Annotated in this window: 24 protein-coding genes; 8 read left to right on the top strand and 16 right to left on the bottom strand. The window is 72.9% G+C overall.

What is annotated here, in order from left to right:
* From ASC77_RS15355 to ASC77_RS15330, 6 genes are read left to right on the top strand one after another with little or no spacing between them, the layout of a single operon-like run.
* On the top strand, positions 1-582 hold the full coding sequence (locus tag ASC77_RS15355) for an SRPBCC family protein (protein WP_056154739.1): 582 nt from the start codon (positions 1-3) through the stop codon (positions 580-582).
* Positions 583-592: 10 nt separating this feature from the next.
* Positions 593-847, top strand: a complete 255-nt coding sequence (locus ASC77_RS15350) for a hypothetical protein (protein WP_056154735.1) — start codon at positions 593-595, stop codon at positions 845-847.
* Position 848: 1 nt separating this feature from the next.
* Complete coding sequence (locus ASC77_RS15345) at positions 849-1076, top strand: hypothetical protein (RefSeq protein ID WP_056154732.1); 228 nt, start codon at positions 849-851, stop codon at positions 1074-1076.
* Between the two features lie 2 nt (positions 1077-1078).
* On the top strand, positions 1079-1321 hold the full coding sequence (locus ASC77_RS15340) for a hypothetical protein (protein ID WP_235547705.1): 243 nt from the start codon (positions 1079-1081) through the stop codon (positions 1319-1321).
* A gap of 1 nt (position 1322) precedes the next feature.
* Complete coding sequence (locus ASC77_RS15335) at positions 1323-1610, top strand: hypothetical protein (protein WP_056154728.1); 288 nt, start codon at positions 1323-1325, stop codon at positions 1608-1610.
* The gene (locus ASC77_RS15330) at positions 1607-1966 is read left to right on the top strand and encodes a hypothetical protein (RefSeq protein ID WP_056154726.1); all 360 of its coding nucleotides are present in this window, start codon (positions 1607-1609) and stop codon (positions 1964-1966) included. The genes ASC77_RS15335 and ASC77_RS15330 overlap by 4 nt, the downstream gene beginning before the upstream one ends.
* On the opposite strand, the gene ASC77_RS15325 is transcribed toward ASC77_RS15330, so the two are convergent.
* From ASC77_RS15325 to ASC77_RS15310, 4 genes are read right to left on the bottom strand one after another with little or no spacing between them, the layout of a single operon-like run.
* Entirely contained in the window at positions 1948-2388 is a 441-nt protein-coding gene (locus ASC77_RS15325; RefSeq protein WP_056154724.1) for a hypothetical protein, read from the bottom strand. The two genes, ASC77_RS15330 and ASC77_RS15325, sit on opposite strands and share 19 nt — an antisense overlap.
* Before the next feature lie 9 nt (positions 2389-2397).
* On the bottom strand, positions 2398-3513 hold the full coding sequence (locus ASC77_RS15320) for a vWA domain-containing protein (RefSeq protein WP_056154722.1): 1116 nt from the start codon (positions 3511-3513) through the stop codon (positions 2398-2400).
* A 3-nt stretch (positions 3514-3516) separates the two neighbouring features.
* A complete protein-coding gene (locus ASC77_RS15315; protein ID WP_056154717.1) occupies positions 3517-4389 on the bottom strand; it encodes an AAA family ATPase in 873 nt (290 codons plus the stop codon).
* Between the two features lie 10 nt (positions 4390-4399).
* Entirely contained in the window at positions 4400-4648 is a 249-nt protein-coding gene (locus tag ASC77_RS15310; protein ID WP_056154714.1) for a hypothetical protein, read from the bottom strand.
* 100 nt (positions 4649-4748) lie between these two features.
* Here ASC77_RS15310 and ASC77_RS15305 point away from each other — a divergent pair, with 100 nt between their 5' ends.
* Together ASC77_RS15305 and ASC77_RS26200 are read left to right on the top strand one after the other, a co-directional pair.
* Positions 4749-5357 (top strand): DUF5134 domain-containing protein, encoded by a 609-nt coding sequence (locus ASC77_RS15305; protein WP_056154711.1) that lies wholly within the window; start codon positions 4749-4751, stop codon positions 5355-5357.
* A gap of 31 nt (positions 5358-5388) precedes the next feature.
* Positions 5389-5535 carry a DUF1059 domain-containing protein gene (locus tag ASC77_RS26200; RefSeq protein ID WP_082574795.1) on the top strand — a complete coding sequence of 49 codons (147 nt, stop codon included), beginning with the start codon at positions 5389-5391 and terminating at the stop codon, positions 5533-5535.
* A 6-nt stretch (positions 5536-5541) separates the two neighbouring features.
* Here the strand turns inward: ASC77_RS26200 and aqpZ are convergent, their stop codons facing one another.
* From aqpZ to ASC77_RS15245, 12 genes are all read right to left on the bottom strand, one after another.
* A complete protein-coding gene (gene aqpZ, locus ASC77_RS15300; protein ID WP_056154709.1) occupies positions 5542-6288 on the bottom strand; it encodes an aquaporin Z in 747 nt (248 codons plus the stop codon).
* Positions 6289-6367: 79 nt separating this feature from the next.
* Positions 6368-7378 (bottom strand): LacI family DNA-binding transcriptional regulator, encoded by a 1011-nt coding sequence (locus ASC77_RS15295; protein WP_056154705.1) that lies wholly within the window; start codon positions 7376-7378, stop codon positions 6368-6370.
* A gap of 58 nt (positions 7379-7436) precedes the next feature.
* Positions 7437-7643, bottom strand: coding sequence for a hypothetical protein (locus ASC77_RS15290; RefSeq protein ID WP_056154699.1), 207 nt, complete (start codon positions 7641-7643; stop codon positions 7437-7439).
* A gap of 89 nt (positions 7644-7732) precedes the next feature.
* Positions 7733-10513, bottom strand: coding sequence for an alpha-amylase family glycosyl hydrolase (locus tag ASC77_RS15285; protein ID WP_056156499.1), 2781 nt, complete (start codon positions 10511-10513; stop codon positions 7733-7735).
* Between the two features lie 247 nt (positions 10514-10760).
* On the bottom strand, positions 10761-11936 hold the full coding sequence (locus tag ASC77_RS15280) for an acyl-CoA dehydrogenase family protein (RefSeq protein ID WP_056154697.1): 1176 nt from the start codon (positions 11934-11936) through the stop codon (positions 10761-10763).
* A 30-nt stretch (positions 11937-11966) separates the two neighbouring features.
* Positions 11967-12926, bottom strand: a complete 960-nt coding sequence (gene dmpG, locus ASC77_RS15275) for a 4-hydroxy-2-oxovalerate aldolase (RefSeq protein ID WP_056156497.1) — start codon at positions 12924-12926, stop codon at positions 11967-11969.
* 38 nt (positions 12927-12964) lie between these two features.
* Positions 12965-13903, bottom strand: a complete 939-nt coding sequence (locus ASC77_RS15270; protein WP_056154694.1) for an acetaldehyde dehydrogenase (acetylating) — start codon at positions 13901-13903, stop codon at positions 12965-12967.
* Complete coding sequence (locus ASC77_RS15265) at positions 13900-14646, bottom strand: 2-keto-4-pentenoate hydratase (protein ID WP_056154691.1); 747 nt, start codon at positions 14644-14646, stop codon at positions 13900-13902. Before ASC77_RS15265 ends, ASC77_RS15270 begins: the two co-directional genes overlap by 4 nt.
* A complete protein-coding gene (locus ASC77_RS15260) occupies positions 14643-15938 on the bottom strand; it encodes an FAD-binding protein (protein WP_056154689.1) in 1296 nt (431 codons plus the stop codon). The genes ASC77_RS15265 and ASC77_RS15260 overlap by 4 nt, the downstream gene beginning before the upstream one ends.
* Positions 15939-16721, bottom strand: coding sequence for an aspartate/glutamate racemase family protein (locus ASC77_RS15255; protein ID WP_056154686.1), 783 nt, complete (start codon positions 16719-16721; stop codon positions 15939-15941).
* Positions 16718-18160: an FAD-dependent oxidoreductase gene (locus tag ASC77_RS15250; RefSeq protein ID WP_056154684.1), complete on the bottom strand. Its 1443-nt coding sequence runs from the start codon at positions 18158-18160 to the stop codon at positions 16718-16720. Before ASC77_RS15250 ends, ASC77_RS15255 begins: the two co-directional genes overlap by 4 nt.
* On the bottom strand, positions 18157-18753 hold the full coding sequence (locus ASC77_RS15245) for a cysteine hydrolase family protein (protein ID WP_056154680.1): 597 nt from the start codon (positions 18751-18753) through the stop codon (positions 18157-18159). Before ASC77_RS15245 ends, ASC77_RS15250 begins: the two co-directional genes overlap by 4 nt.
* Between the last annotated feature and the right edge of the window lies 1 nt (position 18754).

The raw sequence follows: 18754 nt of genomic DNA, 5'->3' as shown, positions 1-18754 counted from the left end.
ATGCTGATCAGCAACGAGTTCGACGTCGCCCAGCCGATCGACCGGGTCTGGGAGTTCTTCGGCGACATCCCCGGCGTGGCCGCGTGCCTGCCCGGCGCCGACCTCACCGAGGACCTCGGCAACGGCGCGTACGGCGGCACCGTCGGCATCCGGATGGGCCCGGTCAAGCTGGAGTTCGCCGGCAAGGCGACGATCGTCGAGCGCGACGACGCCACCAAGCGGATGCTGATCGACGCCTCGGGCGCCGACCTCAAGGGCCGCGGCCAGGCGGCGATGACCGTCACCGCGGTGCTGACCGGCAAGGGCAGCGGCACGACGGTGCGGATGGATCAGGACATCCAGCTCTCCGGTGCGGCCGCGCAGTACGGCCGCGGCATGATCTCGGACGTCACCAAGGTGTTGATGGGCCAGTTCGCCGACAACGCCCAGCGCCGGATCGGTGCGCTGCAGCGCGGGGAGTCGGTGGACGACCTCTCCGCCAAGCCGGCCAGCGGGCTCTCGATCGGCCTCCAGGCCATGCGGATGGCGCTGATGCGCGTCTTCCGCCGCTTCTTCCTGCCCTACCAACCGAACCCGAGCTGAGGAGGCACCCATGCTGTGGTGGATCGGCAACATCGTGCTGCTGGTCGTGGTCGTACCGGTGCTCGTCGCGCTGCTCAACCGCGTGCTCGCGGCCCTGGAGCGCATCCGGCAGGCCTCCGACGACATCCTCGCCGGCGGCGGCGCGCTCGCCGCCGAGCTCGAGGACGTGCCCGAGACCCTCGCGAAGACCGGGGCCACGGTCGACGCCGTCTCCTCCGGTGCCGTCCGGTACGCCGGTTCCGTCGCCAAGCTGCTGGGGAGCTGAGATGCCAGTCGTCGCCTGGGTGACCGTGGTGCTCGCCGTACTGATCATCGCGGCCGCCGCGCTCGGCCTGATCCGCGTGATCGGCCACCTGCGGGCCGTGTCGAAGACCCTCGACGGGGTGATCGGCGGGGTCGGCGTGGTCGCCGCCCGGACGTCGACCGTGCCGGCGTCGGTCGAGGCCGTGAACGGCTACCTCAAGCCGGTCCGCGACTTCTGCGAGGGGGTGTAGTCGTGGACACAGGTTGGGCGATCGGCTACACGGTCGGCATCGTCGTGGTGCTGGTCGTCGTCGCGCTCGTCGTGCCGATCCTGCTGCTGGCGCACCGGATCGGGAAGCAGGCGGCCGCTATCGACGAGTCGCTGCAGGAGTCGGTGACCAACACCGCCGGCCTGGCCGGCCTGCACACCACGATCGAGAGTGCCGGGATCATCGTCGCGGGCCTGCACCGCGGCCGGACCAGGTTGGGTGGCTGAGATGACGATCCTGCTGACGGACACGCAGCGCTCGCTGTGGTGGGGTGCGGTGATCGGCGGCTTCGTCGTCGTGCTCGCCGTCGCGGCACTGCTCACGATCCTCGTGCTGCTGGTACGCACCATCGACCAGCGGGTCGCGGGCGTGAAGGAGACGCTGCTCGCGGCCGAGCGCAACACCGACGACACGGTGCTGATCGCGCAGACCGCCGACGGCGTCGAGGCGGTGCTGGCCGAAGGCCTCGAGCACCACCTCTTCCTCGGCCGGGTCCTCGGAAAGGTGCGGATGTGACCACGCTCGTCGTACTCACGGTCGTCGACGTCCTCGCGCTCATCGCGGGGCTGGCGTTCTACCTCTTCGTGGTCGGCTCCCAGCTGACCCGGATCGCCGGCAACCTCGAGGAGTGCAGCGAGATCGTGCGCCGCATCGTCGCCAACGCCGAGCCGATCATGCCGGGGCTCCAGCACATCAACCGGACCGGTGGTGTCGTGGCCGGCGCGCTGCCGCTGCTCTACGGCATGGCCGAGGGCATCGTGGCCGGGGCGACCTACGTGCCCGACACGAGCGAGCGGCCGCCTGCGGCACCCGCCTCCGGGCGTCGCCGCTCGCGGCTGCACGACACGGTCGGCTACGAGCCCGTCGGCTGATCGGGCTGGCGGCCCGTCGTGAGCGGGCCGGTGGTGGGGGCGTCGTACGAGCCGATCCAGTGCTCCTCCCACGACGACTCGTACTGCCGGTCGTTGCACTGCGGCCGGTAGACGGCGACCAGCTCGTCGACGACCTGGGTGCGGTGGCCCTCGAGCCCGCCGGGGATCTCGTACGTCGCGACGTGCACGGCGTACCTGCTGCCGGCGCGCTTGATCCAGCAGGGCGCGGCCGGGTGCCGGAACGGGAGGCCCACGGTCGACAGGTCCTCGGCGTGGCCGACGTAGATGACGGCGAACCGGTCGCGCTCGGGGTCGGGGCGGTACATCACGACGTACACCCCCGGCACGGCCGGCGGCGTCCACCCGGCGAGCACCCGTGGGCCCTCGAACGGGTAGCCCGCGAGCGAGCCCAGCCGGATCATCCCCGGAACCTAGCCCAGCGTCGCCATCGTGCGGGCGAAGCTCTCGAGGTCGGCCAGGTCGCGGGCCGGCAGCACCTCGTCGACGTACGGCGTCGCGACCGTCATGCCGAGCGACGAGGGGGCGCCGGTGCCGGCGTGCGGGTCGAGCCAGACGACCCGGTGGCAGAGCCGCGCGAGCCGCTGCATCGCGGACTCGAGGAGCGCCGGGTCGCCGCGGTCGAGGCCGTCGGAGCAGACCACCACGATGCCGCCGCGTCCGATCCCGCGACGTCCCCAGTCACGGACGAACGTGTCGAGGGAGGCGCCGATGCGGGTGCCGCCCTCCCAGTCGACGACCGCGTCGGCGGCCCGCGCCAGCGCGTCGTCGGGTCGGCGGTGCTCGAGCTCGCGGGTGATCCGGGTCAGCCGGGTGCCGAAGCAGAAGACCTCGACCCGCTTCGTCGACCGCGAGGTGACGTGGGCGAACTGGAGCAGCGCCCGGGAGTAGTCCGCCATCGAGCCCGAGACGTCCAGCACGAGCACGACCGGACGCTGGCGCAGGCGGCGCTCGCGCCAGTGCAGCGTCGCCGGGTCGCCGTGCGTGCGCATCGCCTCGCGCACGATCCGGCGGAGGTCGGGACGCCGGCCCGCGGCCGCGGGCGTCGTACGACGGGAGCGGCGACGTGGTGGGGTGAGCCGCACGGTCCGCATGATCCGGCGCAGCGCGGCCAGCTCCTCGGGCGTGCAGTCGGCGAACGCCTTGGCGCGCAGGGTCGCGACGTCCGAGCCGACCAGGCCCATCCGGGCCTCGAGCTGCTCGCGCTCGTCGCCGGTCTGCTCGGGCTCGGGCAGCTGCAGGTTCGCCGAGCGCCCGCCGGCGGGCCGGTTGAAGGGTCGCGCCTCGTCGGGCTCGCCGGGCACGCCGAGGAACCACTCGCGGAAGACCCGGTGGTACGTCGGGATCTGCTCGCGCCGCGTGACCAGCGTCGTGCGTCCGGCCCAGTAGAGGTCGAGCAGGTCGGTCGGGTCCAACGGCTCCATCGCCGCGCAGTAGGTGAGGACGTCGCCGGTGCCGACCGGCAGGCCCGCCGCCCGCAGCTCGCGCCCGAAGCCGACCAACGTCTCCAGGAAGGCGTCGCCGGCCACGGGTCAGCCCCGGGTCAGCTCGGCGACGTGGGCACGCACGACGTCGAGGTCGTCGCGGTCCTTCACGACGGCGCCGATGGTGTCCTCGACGGTCTCGGCGTCCAGGTCGTCGGCTCCGACCGCGCCGATGGTGCGCACCCAGTCGATCGTCTCGGCGACGCCCGGCGCCTTCGCGAGGTCGAGCTCACGCAGCCGGTTGACGGCGGCGACGACCTTGCGCGCCAGCGTCTCGGAGACGCCCGGCTCCCGGACCAGAACGATCTCGAGCTCGCGCTCGGCGCTCGGGTAGTCGACCCAGTGGTAGAGGCAGCGGCGCTTGAGCGCGTCGTGCAGCTCGCGGGTGCGGTTGGAGGTCAGCACGACCAGCGGCGGCTGCTCGGCCCTGATGGTGCCGATCTCGGGGATCGTGATCTGGAACTCCGAGAGCAGCTCGAGCAGGAACGCCTCGAACTCGTCGTCGGCCCGGTCGACCTCGTCGACGAGCAGGACGGCCCCGGCCCCGGTGCGTACGGCGTCGAGCAGCGGCCGCTCCAGCAGGAACTTCGGCCCGAACAGCGCGTCCACGGCCGCCTCGTCCTGCAGCGACCGCTCGGACAGGGCGCGGATCTGCAGCAGCTGGCGTGCGTAGTCCCACTCGTAGAGGGCCTGGTTGGTGTCGATGCCCTCGTAGCACTGGAGCCGGATCAGGCGCCGACCGAGCACGGTCGCCAGTGTCTTCGCGATCTCGGTCTTGCCGACGCCCACCTCGCCCTCGAGGAGCAGCGGCCGGTCCAGGGTGAGGGCGACGTACGCCGCGGTGGAGAGCCCGCGGTCGGCGAGGTAGCCGCCCGCTCTCAACGACTCGGTGAGCGCTGCGACACTGCCCGGCGGCGTCATCCCCGCTGCGTCATTCTCGGGGAGAGCCCAGCACCAGGTCGCGGATGGTGCCGCCGGAGTCGTCGTACTTGCCCTCGCGCCGCAGCAGCTCCCGCCACGCGGAGCCCAGGTCGGAGCCGGGCTCGGCCATGCCGTCGAAGGTGACGTCCTTCATCCGCTTGCAGACCTTGGCCGGAGCGGCCTGCTCGAGCTCGGTGGCGACGTCGGTCGCCTCGTCGGCGGCCCAGACCTCGCGCAGCACCTTGGTCGGCTCGTCCATGACTCCACTGTAGGTCGGTGCGGCGCCCTCCGGGAGGGTCGGTTAAGGGAACCCTTGACTGCGCGTTGACCGCTCCGCCCACCGGCCCGAGGGTGTGCCCATGGGTCACCCCGCGGCGGTCGTGCTCGCCCTGCTCGTCGGCGTCGCCGCGGCGTACTGCCTGGCGCGCTGCGTCGTGCCCCGCTGGCACGGCTCCCACGGCGTCGCGGTCGACGCCTGGCACGTCGCGATGGGGACGGCGATGGTGGCGATGCTGGTCGCGCCGGTGGGCCGAGACTCGGCAGCGCTCCAGGCCGCGGCCTTCGCGCTCGCCGCCCTGTGGTGCGCCTGCCACCTGCTCGCCCGCAACCGGTCCGGGGCGCACGCCCGGCTCGGCGCGGCGTCGGCGGTGATGGCCGTGATGCTGATGCCGGCCGTGATCGCCGCTCCGGCGTCCGCCGCCCCGGCGCCGCCCGAGCACCACCACGTGCCCGGCATGGACATGTCCGGGATGGACATGACGGTGCCCGGCACCGGCGGTCACTCCGGCATGGCGATGCTGCCGGGCTGGCTCGCGGTGCTGACCCTGGTCGCCGTGGCCGCGATCGCCCTCGCCGCGGCCCGCGCCGCGCTCACGTCCTCCGAGCGGCGTACGACGGCCCGGCTCTCGCTCGCGTGCGAGGTCGTGATGGCGGGCTCGATGGGCTACATGGCGGCCCTGGCGCTGTAACGCGTTCTAGGGCACGCCCTAGGCTGGCGCCATGAAGACCCGGCTGACCTGCCCGTGCGGCGAAGTGATCAAGGCCCAGGACGAGGACGAGCTCGTCGAGCTCACCCAGGAGCACCTCGCCGCGGCCCACCCCGGCATGGAGTACGGCCGCGACGAGATCCTCTTCATCGCCACCTGAGGCGGCTCAGGTCTCCATCGCCTCGGGCAGGCTGACCGCGCCCTCGTCGCCGAGGAGTGTGACGTACGTGAAGCCGGCGATCAGGCCGCCGACGACCGGCGCGAGGATGAAGAGCCAGAGCTGGGAGATCGCGTCGCTGCCGGCGAAGAGCCCGACGCCGATCGACCGCGCCGGGTTCACCGAGGTGTTGGTGACCGGGATGCTGATCAGGTGGATCAGCGTCAGCGAGAGGCCGATCGCCAGGGGCGCCATGCCCTTGGGTGCGCGGGAGTCCGTGGCGCCGAGGATCACCCACAGGAAGATCGCGGTGAGCAGCACCTCGATCACCAGGCAGGCGAGCAGGTTGTAGCCCATCGGTGAGCGGTCGCCGTACCCGTTGGAGGCGAAGCCGCTCTCCTTCGCCGAGAAGCCGTCGAGGCCGTTGGCGATCAGGAGCAGGACCGCGCCGGCGGCGATGCCGGCGACGACCTGCGTGATGATGTAGCCCGGCGTCTCCTTCCACGCGATCCGCCCGCCGGCGGCCGCGCCGATGGTGACGGCGGGGTTGAAGTGGCCGCCAGAGATGTGGCCGACGGCGTACGCCATCACCACGACCGTGAGGCCGAAGGCCAGGGCGACGCCGAGCCAGCCGACCCCGACGCCGGGTTCACCGCTGGTGGCGAGCACGGCGGTGCCACAGCCGCCGAAGACGAGGACGAAGGTGCCGAGGAACTCGGCGGTGAGCTTCTTGCCGGTGGTGGGTGTTGCAGGCATGCCAACCTCCTGGAGTCAGCGGTCCCGAGTGACCGACCTCACACGAGTATGGCGAGGCGCGAGCTCCAGGTGGGGGACGTCAGTCTCCGGGTGGCGCCGTGCTCTCCCGGACCGCGAGCGTGGTCGGCAGCTCGACCGGGTCAGGGGTGCGACCGCCCATCACCTCGGCGATCGCGGCGACGGCGGCCCGGCCCTTGGCCGAGACCTCCTGGTGGATCGTCGTGAGCGGCGGCCGACTGGCCCGGGCGAGGACGCTGTCGTCGAAGCCGACGACCGACACGTCCTGCGGCACGCGCAGGCCGAGCGACTCCGCGGCGCGGATGGTCGCTACGGCGAAGGCGTCGGAGAAGCAGGCGACACCGGTCGGCCGCTCCGGCCGGTCGAGCAGCTCCCGGGCGGCGTCGTACGCCGCGTCGGGCGGGGAGTAGGGCGTGGTGACGACGGCCGGTGCGATGCCCGCCGGGTCGAGGGCGTCGTGCCAGCCGAGGCTGCGCTCCCGGGCGGGGTAGTTGGGCTGCTCGGTCGGCACCTCGAGGGTGACGATGCCGATCCGTCGGTGGCCGAGGTCGAGGAGGTGCTGCGCCGCGAGACGGGCACCCCCCCGGTCGTCGACGTTGACCGAGGCGATGCCGTCGCGCACGTTGTGGTCGACGACGACGACGGGGATGTTGCGCCGCTCCAGCCAGCCGATGTCCGGCGAGGTCGGGTCGCAGATGTAGACGAGGGCGCCGTCGACCGCGACGTCGCGCGCCGGGACGAAGGTCTCGTCGTGCGACGACGGCAGCAGGGTCAGGGCCCGGCCCTGCGCGGCCAGCGCGTCGGCGACCGACGCGAGGAACTCCGCCGACACGGCGTCCTCGAACGCCTCGCTCAGGCTGCCGTTGATCAGCAGGCCGATGGACCCGGTGCGGCCGCGCGCGAGGGCGCGGGCGGCCGGGTCGGGGCCGACGTAGCCGAGCTCGTCGGCGGCGGCCAGGATCCGCGAGCGCAGGTCGGCGGAGAGCTGGTCGGGACGCGAGAACGCGTTGGACACCGTCATCCGGCTGACGCCGACGCGGTCCGCGATCGACTGGAGGGTCACCTTGGCCATGGGAGACCCAGTATCGCGGACCGCACCAGCGGCGGCGTCCGCTCTCACAGTGCGGGTCTCACCCCGGCTGGCAGGTGCGGCGCGGTGCCGGCTCGACCCAGCGGGCCAGGCCGTGCAGGCGGGCGGCCATCCGGGCGCGGACGGCGACGGTGCGGGGCGTGCGGGCCGGGCGGTCGGGGACGACCGGGGCGTGGGGGCGGGCACTGCCGGCGGTGGCGCGGGCGGCCCGGACGGCCAGGTCGGCGGCGATGGGGTCGAACGTCATGGCTCCTCCTCGTGCTCTGGGAATGACGCTGTACCGGTACAGTAAACCCCGTTGCCTTTACCGGTCAAGTGACCGGTAAAGATTCCTGCTCAGCCCGCCGACGCGACGCTCGGCACGTGCGTCACCTGGTCCCAGGTGAAGACGTAGCTGCCGCCGCCGTCGGGGACCGTCAGCGTCAGGTTGCCGCCGCCGGACGCGCCGCCGGCCCCGTAGTTCTCGTCCCACGAGTCGTTGACGGCGACCTTCCACTCGTAGCTGCCGGCCGGCAGCGTGAAGGTCGCGTGCCACAGCCCGTCGGAGGTGTCGAAGGCGAGGTGGGTCGCCGCGCACCCGGGCTGCCAGTCGTCGGGGCAGCCGAGCTCCGACTGCAGGCTCCCGGCCACGGTGACGCTGGTGCGCGCGGGGGTCGGGTCGGCGGTCGTCACCGTGACCGGATCGCTCGTCATCGTCGGCAGCGATCCCTCGTGCAGCACGGCGCGGTAGGTCACCGACGTACCGATCGGCAGGTCCGAGACGTCGTCGGTGAACGTGTACGCCGGGGACGAGGTGTCGGTGCCCAGCGTCGTCCACGCCCCGGTGCCCACGCGCCGCTGGAAGGTCACCGACTGGGTGGCGCGCTCGGGGTCGACCGCCGCCTCGAGGTGCACCGGCTCGATCGCGGTCACCGTCGAGCCCGACGGCGACGAGATCCGCACCGTGGGCGACGGCACGCGCGCCGACCGCGCGGACGTGCCGCGGCTGTGGCCGGCGTTGTCGAGGACTGCGGCGCGGTAGTCGACCGATGTGCCCGGTCGCAGCGTGCTCACGTCGTCGAAGACCTGGTAGGGCGCGGAGTCGTCCGTGCCGATCGTCCGCCAGCCGCCGTGGCCGACGCGGCGCTGGAAGGTGACCTCGTAGAACGAGGACCCGTCGACCGCGGCCGACACGTGCATCCGTCCGCGTGAGACGTCGCTCGGCCGGGGTGTGCGCAGGCTGATGCCCGGCGCGCGATCGGAGCGCGGGATCCGGGCGTCGGACTCGTAGACGACCGTGGACAGCCCGGGCACCGTCACCGGGAGCGTCCGGTCGCCGCCGCTCGTCAGGCGGGCGGGGCCGGTCCCGTAGACCCGGGAGAAGCCGCCCTTGCGGACGTACGTCGGCACCGCGCCCGCGGCCGACTGCTCGCTGTTGTTGAGGACCACGACGTACTCGCGCTGGCGGCTCCGGTCGGTGCGCGAGAACGCGAGGAGGCCGGTCGATGCGGACGCGAGCCGCACCTGCTGGGCGCCGTCGCGCAGCGCGGGGTGCCGGTCGGTGAGGGCCGCGAGGTCCGCGATGGCGCGGTAGAGCGGGTGGCTGGTCACGAAGTTGTCGTCGGCGCCCGTGCGGGTGGTGCCGATCTGGGTGTCGTCCTGGTACTCCGGCACCTGGCTGGCGAACATCGTCTGCCGGGCCAGCTGGTCGCCGCCGGTGCCGGTGAAGCCCTGCTCGTCGCCGTAGTAGACGACCGGGTTGCCCCGGGAGAGGTACATGAGCTCGTGCCCGAGCCGGTCGCGGGCGAGCAGCTCGGCGGCGTCCGCCGTCTCGCCGCCGGTGGTGTTGTCGGCGGTGACGAAGTAGCCGAAGCGCCCCATGTCGTGGTTGCCCAGGAACGTCGGGAGCGAGTACGCGTTGGAGTCGGCGTCGGTGTACCAGTCGTCGTTCTCGAAGAAGTCCGCGACCCGCTGCGTCGGCAGCCGCTTGGACGCGAAGCCCCGGGCGGCGTCCTGGAACGGGAAGTCGAGGATCGCCTGCATGCCGTCGTGGGTCGTGTAGTGCGAGGTGAAGCTCTTCGCGGCGGCGTCGCTGCCGTCGAGCGCGACCTCGCCGAACATGAAGAAGTCGGGCTTCCCGTGCCGGTCGGCGTAGCTCAGGATCCCCGGCCCGAACTGCTGCCAGAACTCGTCGTTGACGTGCTTCATGGTGTCGATCCGGAAGCCGTCGATGCCGAAGTCGCCGATCCAGGTGCGGTAGATGTCCGTCATCCCGTCGACGACCTCGGGCCGCTCGGTGAAGAGGTCGTCGAGGCCGAAGAAGTCGCCGTACTGGCTGTCCTCGCCGGTGAAGGTCGTGTTGCCGCGGTTGTGGTACATCGTCGGGTCGTTGAGCCAGGCCGGGACCTTGAGGTCCTCCTCGGCCGGGTCGAGCACCGGCGTGTAGGGGAACGACGTCGCCGGGTCGAGCTCCGGGAAGCGCGAGGTGCCCGCGTAGTCGCGGTCGTCGAAGACCCGGCCCGAGGCGGTGCGGTAGGGCGAGACGTCCTTCGAGACGTACGCCGTCCGCGCGCCCTGCTCGTAGCCGATCACGTCGGCGGTGTGGTTGGTGATGATGTCGAAGAAGACCTTCATCCCCTTGGCGTGCGCGGCGTCGACGAGCTCGCCGAGCTCCGCGTTGGTGCCGAGGTGCGGGTCGACCTGGGTGAAGTCGGTGATCCAGTAGCCGTGGTAGCCGGCGGACGGCCCGTCCTCGAGCTGCACCGCCTTGTTCTTGAAGATCGGCGTCAGCCAGATCGCGTCGGTGCCCAGGCCCTTGATGTAGTCGAGCCGCGAGCGCAGCCCGGCCAGGTCGCCGCCGTTGTAGAAGCCCTTGCTGGTCGGGTCGAACCCGCTGACGAGCCGGTCGTCGCCGAGGCCGCCCTCGTCGTTGGCCGGGTCGCCGTTCTCGAAGCGGTCGCCCATGACGAAGTAGAAGTCCTGGTCGGTCAGCCCCGCGCGCAGCGCGTGCCGGGCGTAGTCGCCGCCGCCCGAAGGATGGTGGCGGTGGTGCGACGGCTGGGCCGCGGTCGCGGCCGGGGCGACCGGCGCCAGCGCGAGGACGAGCAGGACGGGTACGGCACGCAGCAGCAGACGCATCTGGAACTCCCGAGTGAGCCAGGTCACATCATTGTGACGAGATCTGCAACCTAGACGCCGCGACCGACAACCGACAAGGAGAGCTCCGGGTGTCCGTCCGAGCCGGGCGTGTCGGCGCGTGCGGGTTTCACCGGTCAGCCGCCAAAACCCGCAGGCCTGTCAGCCAAGACCTGCACGACACGCGGGGCACTCGCGGCGTGTCATGCGGGTTTCACCGGTCAGCCGGTGAAACCCGCAGTCCGGCCGCTCAGCTGTCGGAGACGCGGGCCAGCCGGCCCGCGTTGCCGCGGTCCAGGGAGCGCCCGATCACGAGCCGCTGGATCTGGTTGGTGCCCTCGAAGATCTGCATCACCTTGGCCTCGCGCATGTAGCGCTCGACCGGGAAGTCGCGGGTGTAGCCGTAGCCACCGAGCACCTGGACGGCGTCCGTGGTCACCTTCATCGCGTTGTCGGTGGCGACCAACTTGGCGACCGAGGCCTCGCGGCCGTACGGCAGGCCCTGGTCCTTGAGCCGGGCCGCGTGCAGCATCGTCGCCCGCGCGCTCTGGATCGCGGCCTCCATGTCGGCCAGCACGAAGGCCAGCCCCTGGTGGTCGATGATCGGCTGCCCGAAGGTCTCGCGGCTCTTCGCGTAGGCGACCGCCTGGTCGAGGGCGCCCTGGGCGAGCCCGGTGGCGACGGCGGCGATCCCGAGGCGGCCGGCGTCCAGGCCGGCGAGGGCGATCTTGAGGCCCTGGCCCTCCTCGCCGAGCCGACGCTCGACCGGGATGCGTACGCCGTCGAAGCGCATCGTCGCGGTCGCGGAGCCGGTCAGGCCCATCTTCTGCTCGGGCGGGTCGGCGACCAGGCCGTCGACGTCGGCCGGCACCAGGAAGCTGGAGATGTCGTTGCGGCCGTCGCCGGTGCGGGCCATCACCTTGTAGTAGTCGGCGTGCCCGCCGTGCGTGGTCCACGCCTTCGCGCCGGTGATGACGTACTCGTCGCCGTCGAGACGGGCGCGGGTCGTCATCGCGGCCGGGTCGGAGCCGGCATGCGGCTCGGAGAGGCAGTAGGCGCCGAGCAGCTCGCCGGAGAGCATGTCCGGCAGCCACCGCTGCTTCTGCTCCTCGGTGCCCGCCGTGACCAGGCCGAAGCAGCTCAGCGCGTGCACCGAGACGCCGACCCCGACGCTCGACCAGACCGAGCCGATCTCCTCGAGCACCTGCAGGTAGACCTCGTAGGGAAGCCCGCCGCCGCCGTACTCCTCGGCGTAGGGCAGGCCCAGGAGACCGGCCCGGCCGAGCATCCGGAACACCTCGCGCGGGAACTCCTCCTCGCGCTCGGCGCGGGCGACCAGCGGCGCGAGCTCACGGGTCGCGAGGTCGCGGACCAGCGCGATCAGGTCGACGGCTTCGTCGGAGGGCAGCAGGCGGGACGCAGGCATACCGCTGACGGTACGACGACCCGCGGCGGCTCAGCCCGCCAGGTCGAGCGCGATGTCGACGATCATGTCCTCCTGGCCGCCGACCAGGCGGCGGCTGCCGCACTCCATCAGGATGTCGCGGACGTCGACGTCGTAGCGGGCCGCGGCGATCTCGGCGTGCCGCAGGAACGACGAGTAGACGCCGGCGTAGCCCAGGGTCAGGGTCTCGCGGTCGACGCGGACCGGTCGGTCCTGGAGCGGGCGGACGAGGTCGTCGGCGGCGTCCTGCAGGGCGAAGAGGTCGCACCCGTGCTCGAAGCCGGACAGGTCGGCCACGGCCACGAACGCCTCGAGCGGGCAGTTGCCCGCGCCGGCCCCGTGACCGGCTAGGGACGCGTCGACGCGAGTGACGCCGTGCTCGACGCCGACCACGGAGTTGGCGACCGACAGCGAGAGGTTCTCGTGGGCGTGGATGCCGATCTCGGTGTCCGGCCCGAGCACGTCGCGGTAGGCGAGCACCCGGTCGCGCACGTCGTTCATGGTCAGCCGGCCGCCCGAGTCGGTGACGTAGACGCAGTGCGCGCCGTACGACGCCATCAGGGCCGCCTGGCGGGCGAGCTCCTCGGGCGGGGCCATGTGGGAGAGCATCAGGAAGCCCGAGACGTCCATGCCGATCTCGCGCGCGGCCGCGATGTGCTGGGCGGAGATGTCGGCCTCGGTGCAGTGGGTCGCGACCCGGACCGAGCGGACGCCGAGGTCCCACGCCGTCCTCAGCTCGTGGATGGTGCCGACGCCCGGGAGCAGCAGGGTGGTGAGCCGGGCCCGGTCGATCACGGACGCCGCCGCCTCGATCCACTCCCAGTCCGTGTGCGACCCGGGACCGTAGTTCAGCGAGGAGCCGGCGAGCCCGTCGCCGTGGGCGACCTCGATGGCGTCGACGCCGGCCGCGTCGAGCGCGGCCACGATGCGACGTACGTCGTCGGGCTGGATGCGGTGGCGCACGGCGTGCATGCCGTCGCGGAGGGTGACGTCCTGGACGAAGATCTTGGTCACGAGTCGGCGCTCCTGGCAGCGATGCGTTCGGCCACCTGGAGGGCGGCGGAGGTCATGATGTCGAGGTTGCCGGCGTACGCCGGGAGGTAGTGCGCGGCGCCCTCGACCTCGAGGAAGACCGAGACCTGGTGGGTCGGCCGCGCGGTCGGGCCGGCGAGCGTGTGCACCGGCTGGTCCGGCGGGATCGCGGTGATCTGCACCTGCTGCTTGAGCCGGTAGCCCGGCACGTACGCCGCCACGTCGGCGACCATCTTCTCGATGCTCGCCCGGACCTCGTCGTGCATCGACGCGTCCGGTGCGTCGACGAGGCACAGCACGGTGTCCCGCATGATCAGCGGCGGCTCGGCCGGGTTGAGCACGATGATCGCCTTGCCGGCGGCGGCTCCACCGACGCTGACGATCGCGGCGGAGGTGGTCTCGGTGAACTCGTCGATGTTGGCGCGGGTGCCCGGTCCGGCCGACTTCGACGCGATCGAGGTGACGATCTCGGCGTAGGGCACCGGCACCACCCGGGCGATCGCGGCGACGACCGGGATGGTGGCCTGCCCCCCGCAGGTCACCATGTTGACGTCGACCGCGTCGAGGTGGTCGTCGAGGTTGACCGCGGGCACGACGTACGGGCCGAGCGCCGCCGGGGTCAGGTCGACCAGCCGCTTGCCGTACGGCGTGAGCCGGGCCGCGTGGTGCTCGTGGGCCTTCGCACTCGTGGCGTCGAAGACGATGTCGATCTCGTCGAAGCCGGGGAGCGCGACCAGGCCGTCGACTCCCTCGGCCGTGGTCGGCACCCCGAGCCGGGCCGCCCGGGCCAGGCCGTCCGAGGCCGGGTCGATCCCGACCATCGCGCCCATCTCCAGGTGCTTCGAGGTGCGCAGCACCTTGATCATCAGGTCGGTCCCGATGTTGCCGGACCCGATGATCGCGACCTTGGTCTTCATCTCGTCTCCTTGCTGAAGTGGGCGTCGACGCTGCCGACCCCGTCGATCTCGGCGTGGATGCGGGTGCCCGGCGGTGTCGGCACCATCGGGCCGAGGGCGCCGGACAGCACGACCTGACCGGGCCGCAGCGGGTTGCCGAACGCGGCCGCGGTGCGGGCGAGCCAGTCGAGCGCGACCAGCGGGTCGCCGAGGCAGTCCGCGCCGCTGCCCTGCGAGACGAGCTCCCCGTCCGCGTAGAGCCGCATCGTCACCTCGCGCGGCACGACGGCGCCGATCGGGACCAGCTCGCCGACGACGAAGAGGCCGCTCGACGCGTTGTCGGCGACGGTGTCCGCCAGCGTGATGTCCCAGCCGCGGATGCGGCTGTCGACGATCTCCAGGGCCGCGGCCACGTGGGTCGGAGCGAGGTCGTCGCCGAGCACGAACGCCAGCTCCGCCTCGGCCTTCGGCTGCAGCAGCCGGGCGCTCGGGACCTCGGCGAGGGCGCTGACGTCCATGTCGTCGAGGAGCACGCCGAAGTCGGGTCGGTCGACGCCGAGCTGGCGCTGCACCGCCGCCGAAGTCAGCCCGATCTTGCGGCCGATCACCCGCGACCCGGCGGCAACGCGGTCGGCGATGAGCCGCTGCTGGACGGCGTACGCGAGGTCGACGTCGACGCCGACCAGGTCGCGCACCGGCGCGCACGGCACGCCGGTCGCCTCCGCCTCCTGGAGCCGGGCGACCGCCCGGTCGACGGCGCTCACGCGCTCGCCCCCGCCAGGTCGTTGCCGATGATCCAGCCCATGCCGAACGCCGAGAGCAGCCCGTTGCCGGAGACGTAGCCCTTCGAGTCGGGCCCGGCGAGCCCGACGGCCGTGCCGCCGCCCGCCCGCAGGCCGGGGATCACGGACCCGTCGGTGCGCAGGACGCGGCCGAGGGGGTCGACGACGACGCCGCCCTGGGTGGCGAGCACGCCGTGCGTCACCCACGCGAGGTGGTACGGCGCGGCGAGCCGGCGTCTGCCGGGCAGCGGCTCGAGGTCGGGGTCGGCGCCGAGGGCCGCCGCGAGGGCGGTGCGGTCGGCGTACGTCTGGAAGCCGCCGCCGCGGACGGTCTCCCGCATGATCTCGGTCTCGCGCACGGCCTCGTGGGCCTCGGCGTCCCACACCATCGCGGCGCGCTGGCCGGGCAGCTGCTGGAGGACGGCGGCCAGGCCGGAGTAGCCGTGCGCCTGCTCGTCGACGAACCGGCGGCCGTCGAGGTCGAGCAGGACCGTCCCGAGGAACGGCAGCGACGGGCTGACCCGCGTGCCGTGGCCGACCACGACGAGCCCGGAGCGCAGGCACGAGCCCAGGTTGCGCAGCTCGGCGCCGAGGTCGACCAGCCACGGGAGCGCGTCGCCGGTGCTCGTGGTGACACCGCCGTAGAACGGGTCGCCGAGGTCCGAGCAGTGCTCCTTCATCAGGGCGGGGTTGGCGGCGAAGCCGTCGAGGGCGAGCACGACCGTCGCGGCCCGGACCTCCAGCGGTGCGCCGTTCTGCTCCACGACCACGCCGCCGTCGACCAGCCCGATCGCGGGCGCCTCGTCGACGAGCGCGACGTTGGACCGGGTGCCGAGCGCCTCGCGCAGGTGGCGCATCAGGCGGCGGCCGCCGAGGCGCCCGGCGTCGCTGTGCAGGCGGGGCACGGACATGCCGGCCCGCGGCAGGTCGGTGCCGATCTCGACGGGGTAGCCGAGCTCGTCGGCGATCCACTCGACGTACGCCGGGGCGGCGGCGCAGAGCGCCTGCACGACGTCGGCCTGGGCGAGGTCGCCGCTGGCCGCCAGGATGTCGGCTGCGTGGCGCTCCGGGGAGTCGTCGATGCCGGCCGCGCGCTGGAAGCGGGTGCCGCCCGCGGCCAGGCTGCCGCTGGAGATCTCGGCGTTGCAGCCCTCGCGCAGGCTCTTCTCGAAGACGCCGACCACGAGGTCGGGGTCGCGGGAGGCGCGCAGCGCGGTCATCACGCCGCACGCGCCGGCGCCGACGACGGCGACGTCCACCTCGAGGGTCTCCACTCAGTCCACCAGCCCGTAGAAGGCGCGGGCCGCGTCGACGAGGCCGCGCTCCGGCTGGGAGTGGTGGAAGCCGCGCCGCGACGGGCGCTGGCCCGCCGCGGCGCGGAGCTCGGCGACGCGGACGCAGGTGCCGAGGGAGTCGAGCACCGGCACGTCGTCGACGCGGGTGAGGCCCTGGTCGGCGAGGAAGACGTTGAGCGGTCCCTCGCCCGGCACGATGACGTTGGCGCCGTCGGCGATCGCGCGGCGTGCGGCGGCCTCGAAGGCCGCGAGCAGTGGCGCCGGGTCGGCGTACGCCGCCATCACGTCGGTGAAGCCGGCCTCGACCTGCACGATCGGGCCGACCAGCTCGTCGAGCCGGTAGTTGCGCAGGTTGCGGCGCAGCTGGGGCTCGAGCGCCTCGATGAAGTTCACGATGCCGACGCGGTCGCCGAGCATCGAGGCCATCAGCACCGAGGTCTGGCCGAACGCGACGACGGGGATGTCGACCAGCGAGCGGACCTCCTCGTACGCCGTGTCCGGGATCGTCGCGATCAGGAACGCGTCGTAGCCCTCGTCCTGGGCGCGCAGGGCGGCACCGACGAACTGCTCCTTGTGCAGCCCGGCCAGGTAGACGTGGCCGATGTGGGTGCCGGGGTAGGCGGACGGATAGGTGCCCGGCCGCATCCCGTGCAGGTCGATCGTGGTGCCGGGCGCGGCCTGCGAGGTGAGGTGCCGGGCCAGCGCGTCGCGGTAGTGCGGGACGTCGTCGAGGACCGTGAAGCTCTGGTGCCAGATCCTCATGCCCGCGCCGCCAGGGTCCCCGCGATCCGGCCGAACGTCGCCCCGCGGAGGACGGACGTCGAGCCGGTGTAGTTCGAGTAGTAGAGGCCGGTCATCTCGCCGGCGGCGTACAGGCCCGGGATCGCCCGGCCGTCGCGGTCGACGACCTCGGCGTCGGCCGTGGTCTTGAGGCCGCCGAAGGTGAAGACGTTGGCCGCCATGATCGGGTAGGCCTCGAACGGGCCCTCGACGAGCGGGCGCGACCAGTTCGACTTGGGCGGGGTGAGCGCGGTGGTCGCGAGGCCGTCGGGCGCGGTGTGGTCGAAGTCCCCGGCGGGGCAGGCCGCGTTGTACGTCGCGACCGTGTCCTCGAGCGCGTCGGCCGGGATGCCCAGGCGGTCGGCGAGGGCGCCGATCGTGGCGGCGGTGACCGGGGGCTGGTCGGTGCGGACGCCGGAGCGGATGTTGGGCACCGCCAGCGACTGCTGGTCGAGCACGACCCAGGCGACGCCCTCGGTCTGGGCCTGGATGTCGCGGGTGGTCCGCTCGTACCAGGCGTCGACCGGGCCGCGCGCCTCGTCGACGAACCGGCGGCCCTCGCTGTTGACCAGGACGCCGTACGGGAAGCAGAAGATCGCCGCCTCCGGCTCGCCCGACCGGGGGTCGACGGGCTCGGCGTGGAAGAGCGAGAAGTTGCCGGCGGTCGCAGCGCCGAGGGCGAGCGCCATCTCGATGCCCTCGCCCTTGTTGAAGTTGCCGCCGCGAGCCACCGGACGCGCGGTCATCGCGCGGTCCCCGTGGTAGCGGGCCATCATCTCGGCGTTGCCCTGGTAGCCACCGGAGGCGAGGACCACCCGGCCGCGCAGCTCGACCGGTCCGCTCGGGGTGTGCGCGAGCACGCCGCGCACCGCCTCGGCGTCGGCGACCAGCCGCCGGGCGGTGGTCTCGAAGCGGATCTCGACGCCGAGGCCGCGGGCCGCCTTGCCCATCGTCTCCACGATCGCCAGGCCGCCGCCGACCGGCGCCATCCGGGTCGTCGAGGTGGTCAGGAACGGCGTGGGCAGGAACTCGAAGCGCAGCCCGTGGGTGCCCATCCAGGCGAGCGTGCCCGGAGCCTCCGTCGCGAACGTCGCGACGTAGTCGGGGTCGACCTGGTGGTGGGCTCGGTAGAGCGCGGAGCGACGCTCGGGCGGGAGCGCGGCGTCGCGCACGACGCTCGGGTCGGGGTGTCCCATGAAGTCGTCGACGAGGGCGTCCTCGAGGCCGTCGGCGGTCTCGTCGAGGGAGGCCATCCGCAGGAACGCCTCGGTGTAGCGGGTGTTGCCGCCGGTCTCGGCCTCGACCGAGCGCTCCAGCAGCACCACCCGTGCGCCGGCCTCGGCCGCCGCGCAGGCCGCGGACAGGCCGGCGACGCCACCGCCGACCACGACGACGTCGTACTGCTCCACGAGGGCGCTCACGCCAGGGACCCGAGCAGCTCGTCGGCCGTCGTGACGGTGCCGAAGAGCGGCAGCATGCTCTGCACCGAGAAGTCGTGGAAGTCGGGCCGGAACGACGCGCACATGTCCTCGACGACCGTGACCTGGAGGCCGGCGTCGCTCGCGTGCCGCGCCGCCGACTCGACGACGAGGTTGGTCGCGACGCCGCCCAGGACGACCTCGCCGATGCCCTCCGCGGCGAGCACCTGCAGGAGCGGCGTGCCGACGAACGGGTCGACGCAGCCCTTGTCGACGACCGGCTCGCCGTCGATCGGCGCGAGCGCCTTGACGATCTGCGCCTCGGGCGAGTCGGCGAGCATCGCCCGCTGGTCGGGATAGGCGTCGAAGCGCGCCAGGCGGTTGGTGCGCAGGACGTACGTCGGGTCGAACGCGAGGCGGACGTGCACGACGAGCCAGCCGGCGCCCCGGGCCGCGCCGAGCACGCGCTCGGCGGTCGCGATCACGTCGCGCTCGGCGACCTGGGCCGCGAGCGGGGGCATCCGCAGGTGCGGGCCCTCCTCGCACAGCGCGACCTGGTAGTCGAGGAGCAGCAGGGCCTTGCGGGGGTCAGTCATG

It is taken from the genome of Nocardioides sp. Root1257 (assembly GCF_001425175.1).
GTDB lineage: Bacteria > Actinomycetota > Actinomycetes > Propionibacteriales > Nocardioidaceae > Nocardioides.
This window is presented reverse-complemented; position numbering and strand designations above follow the sequence as displayed.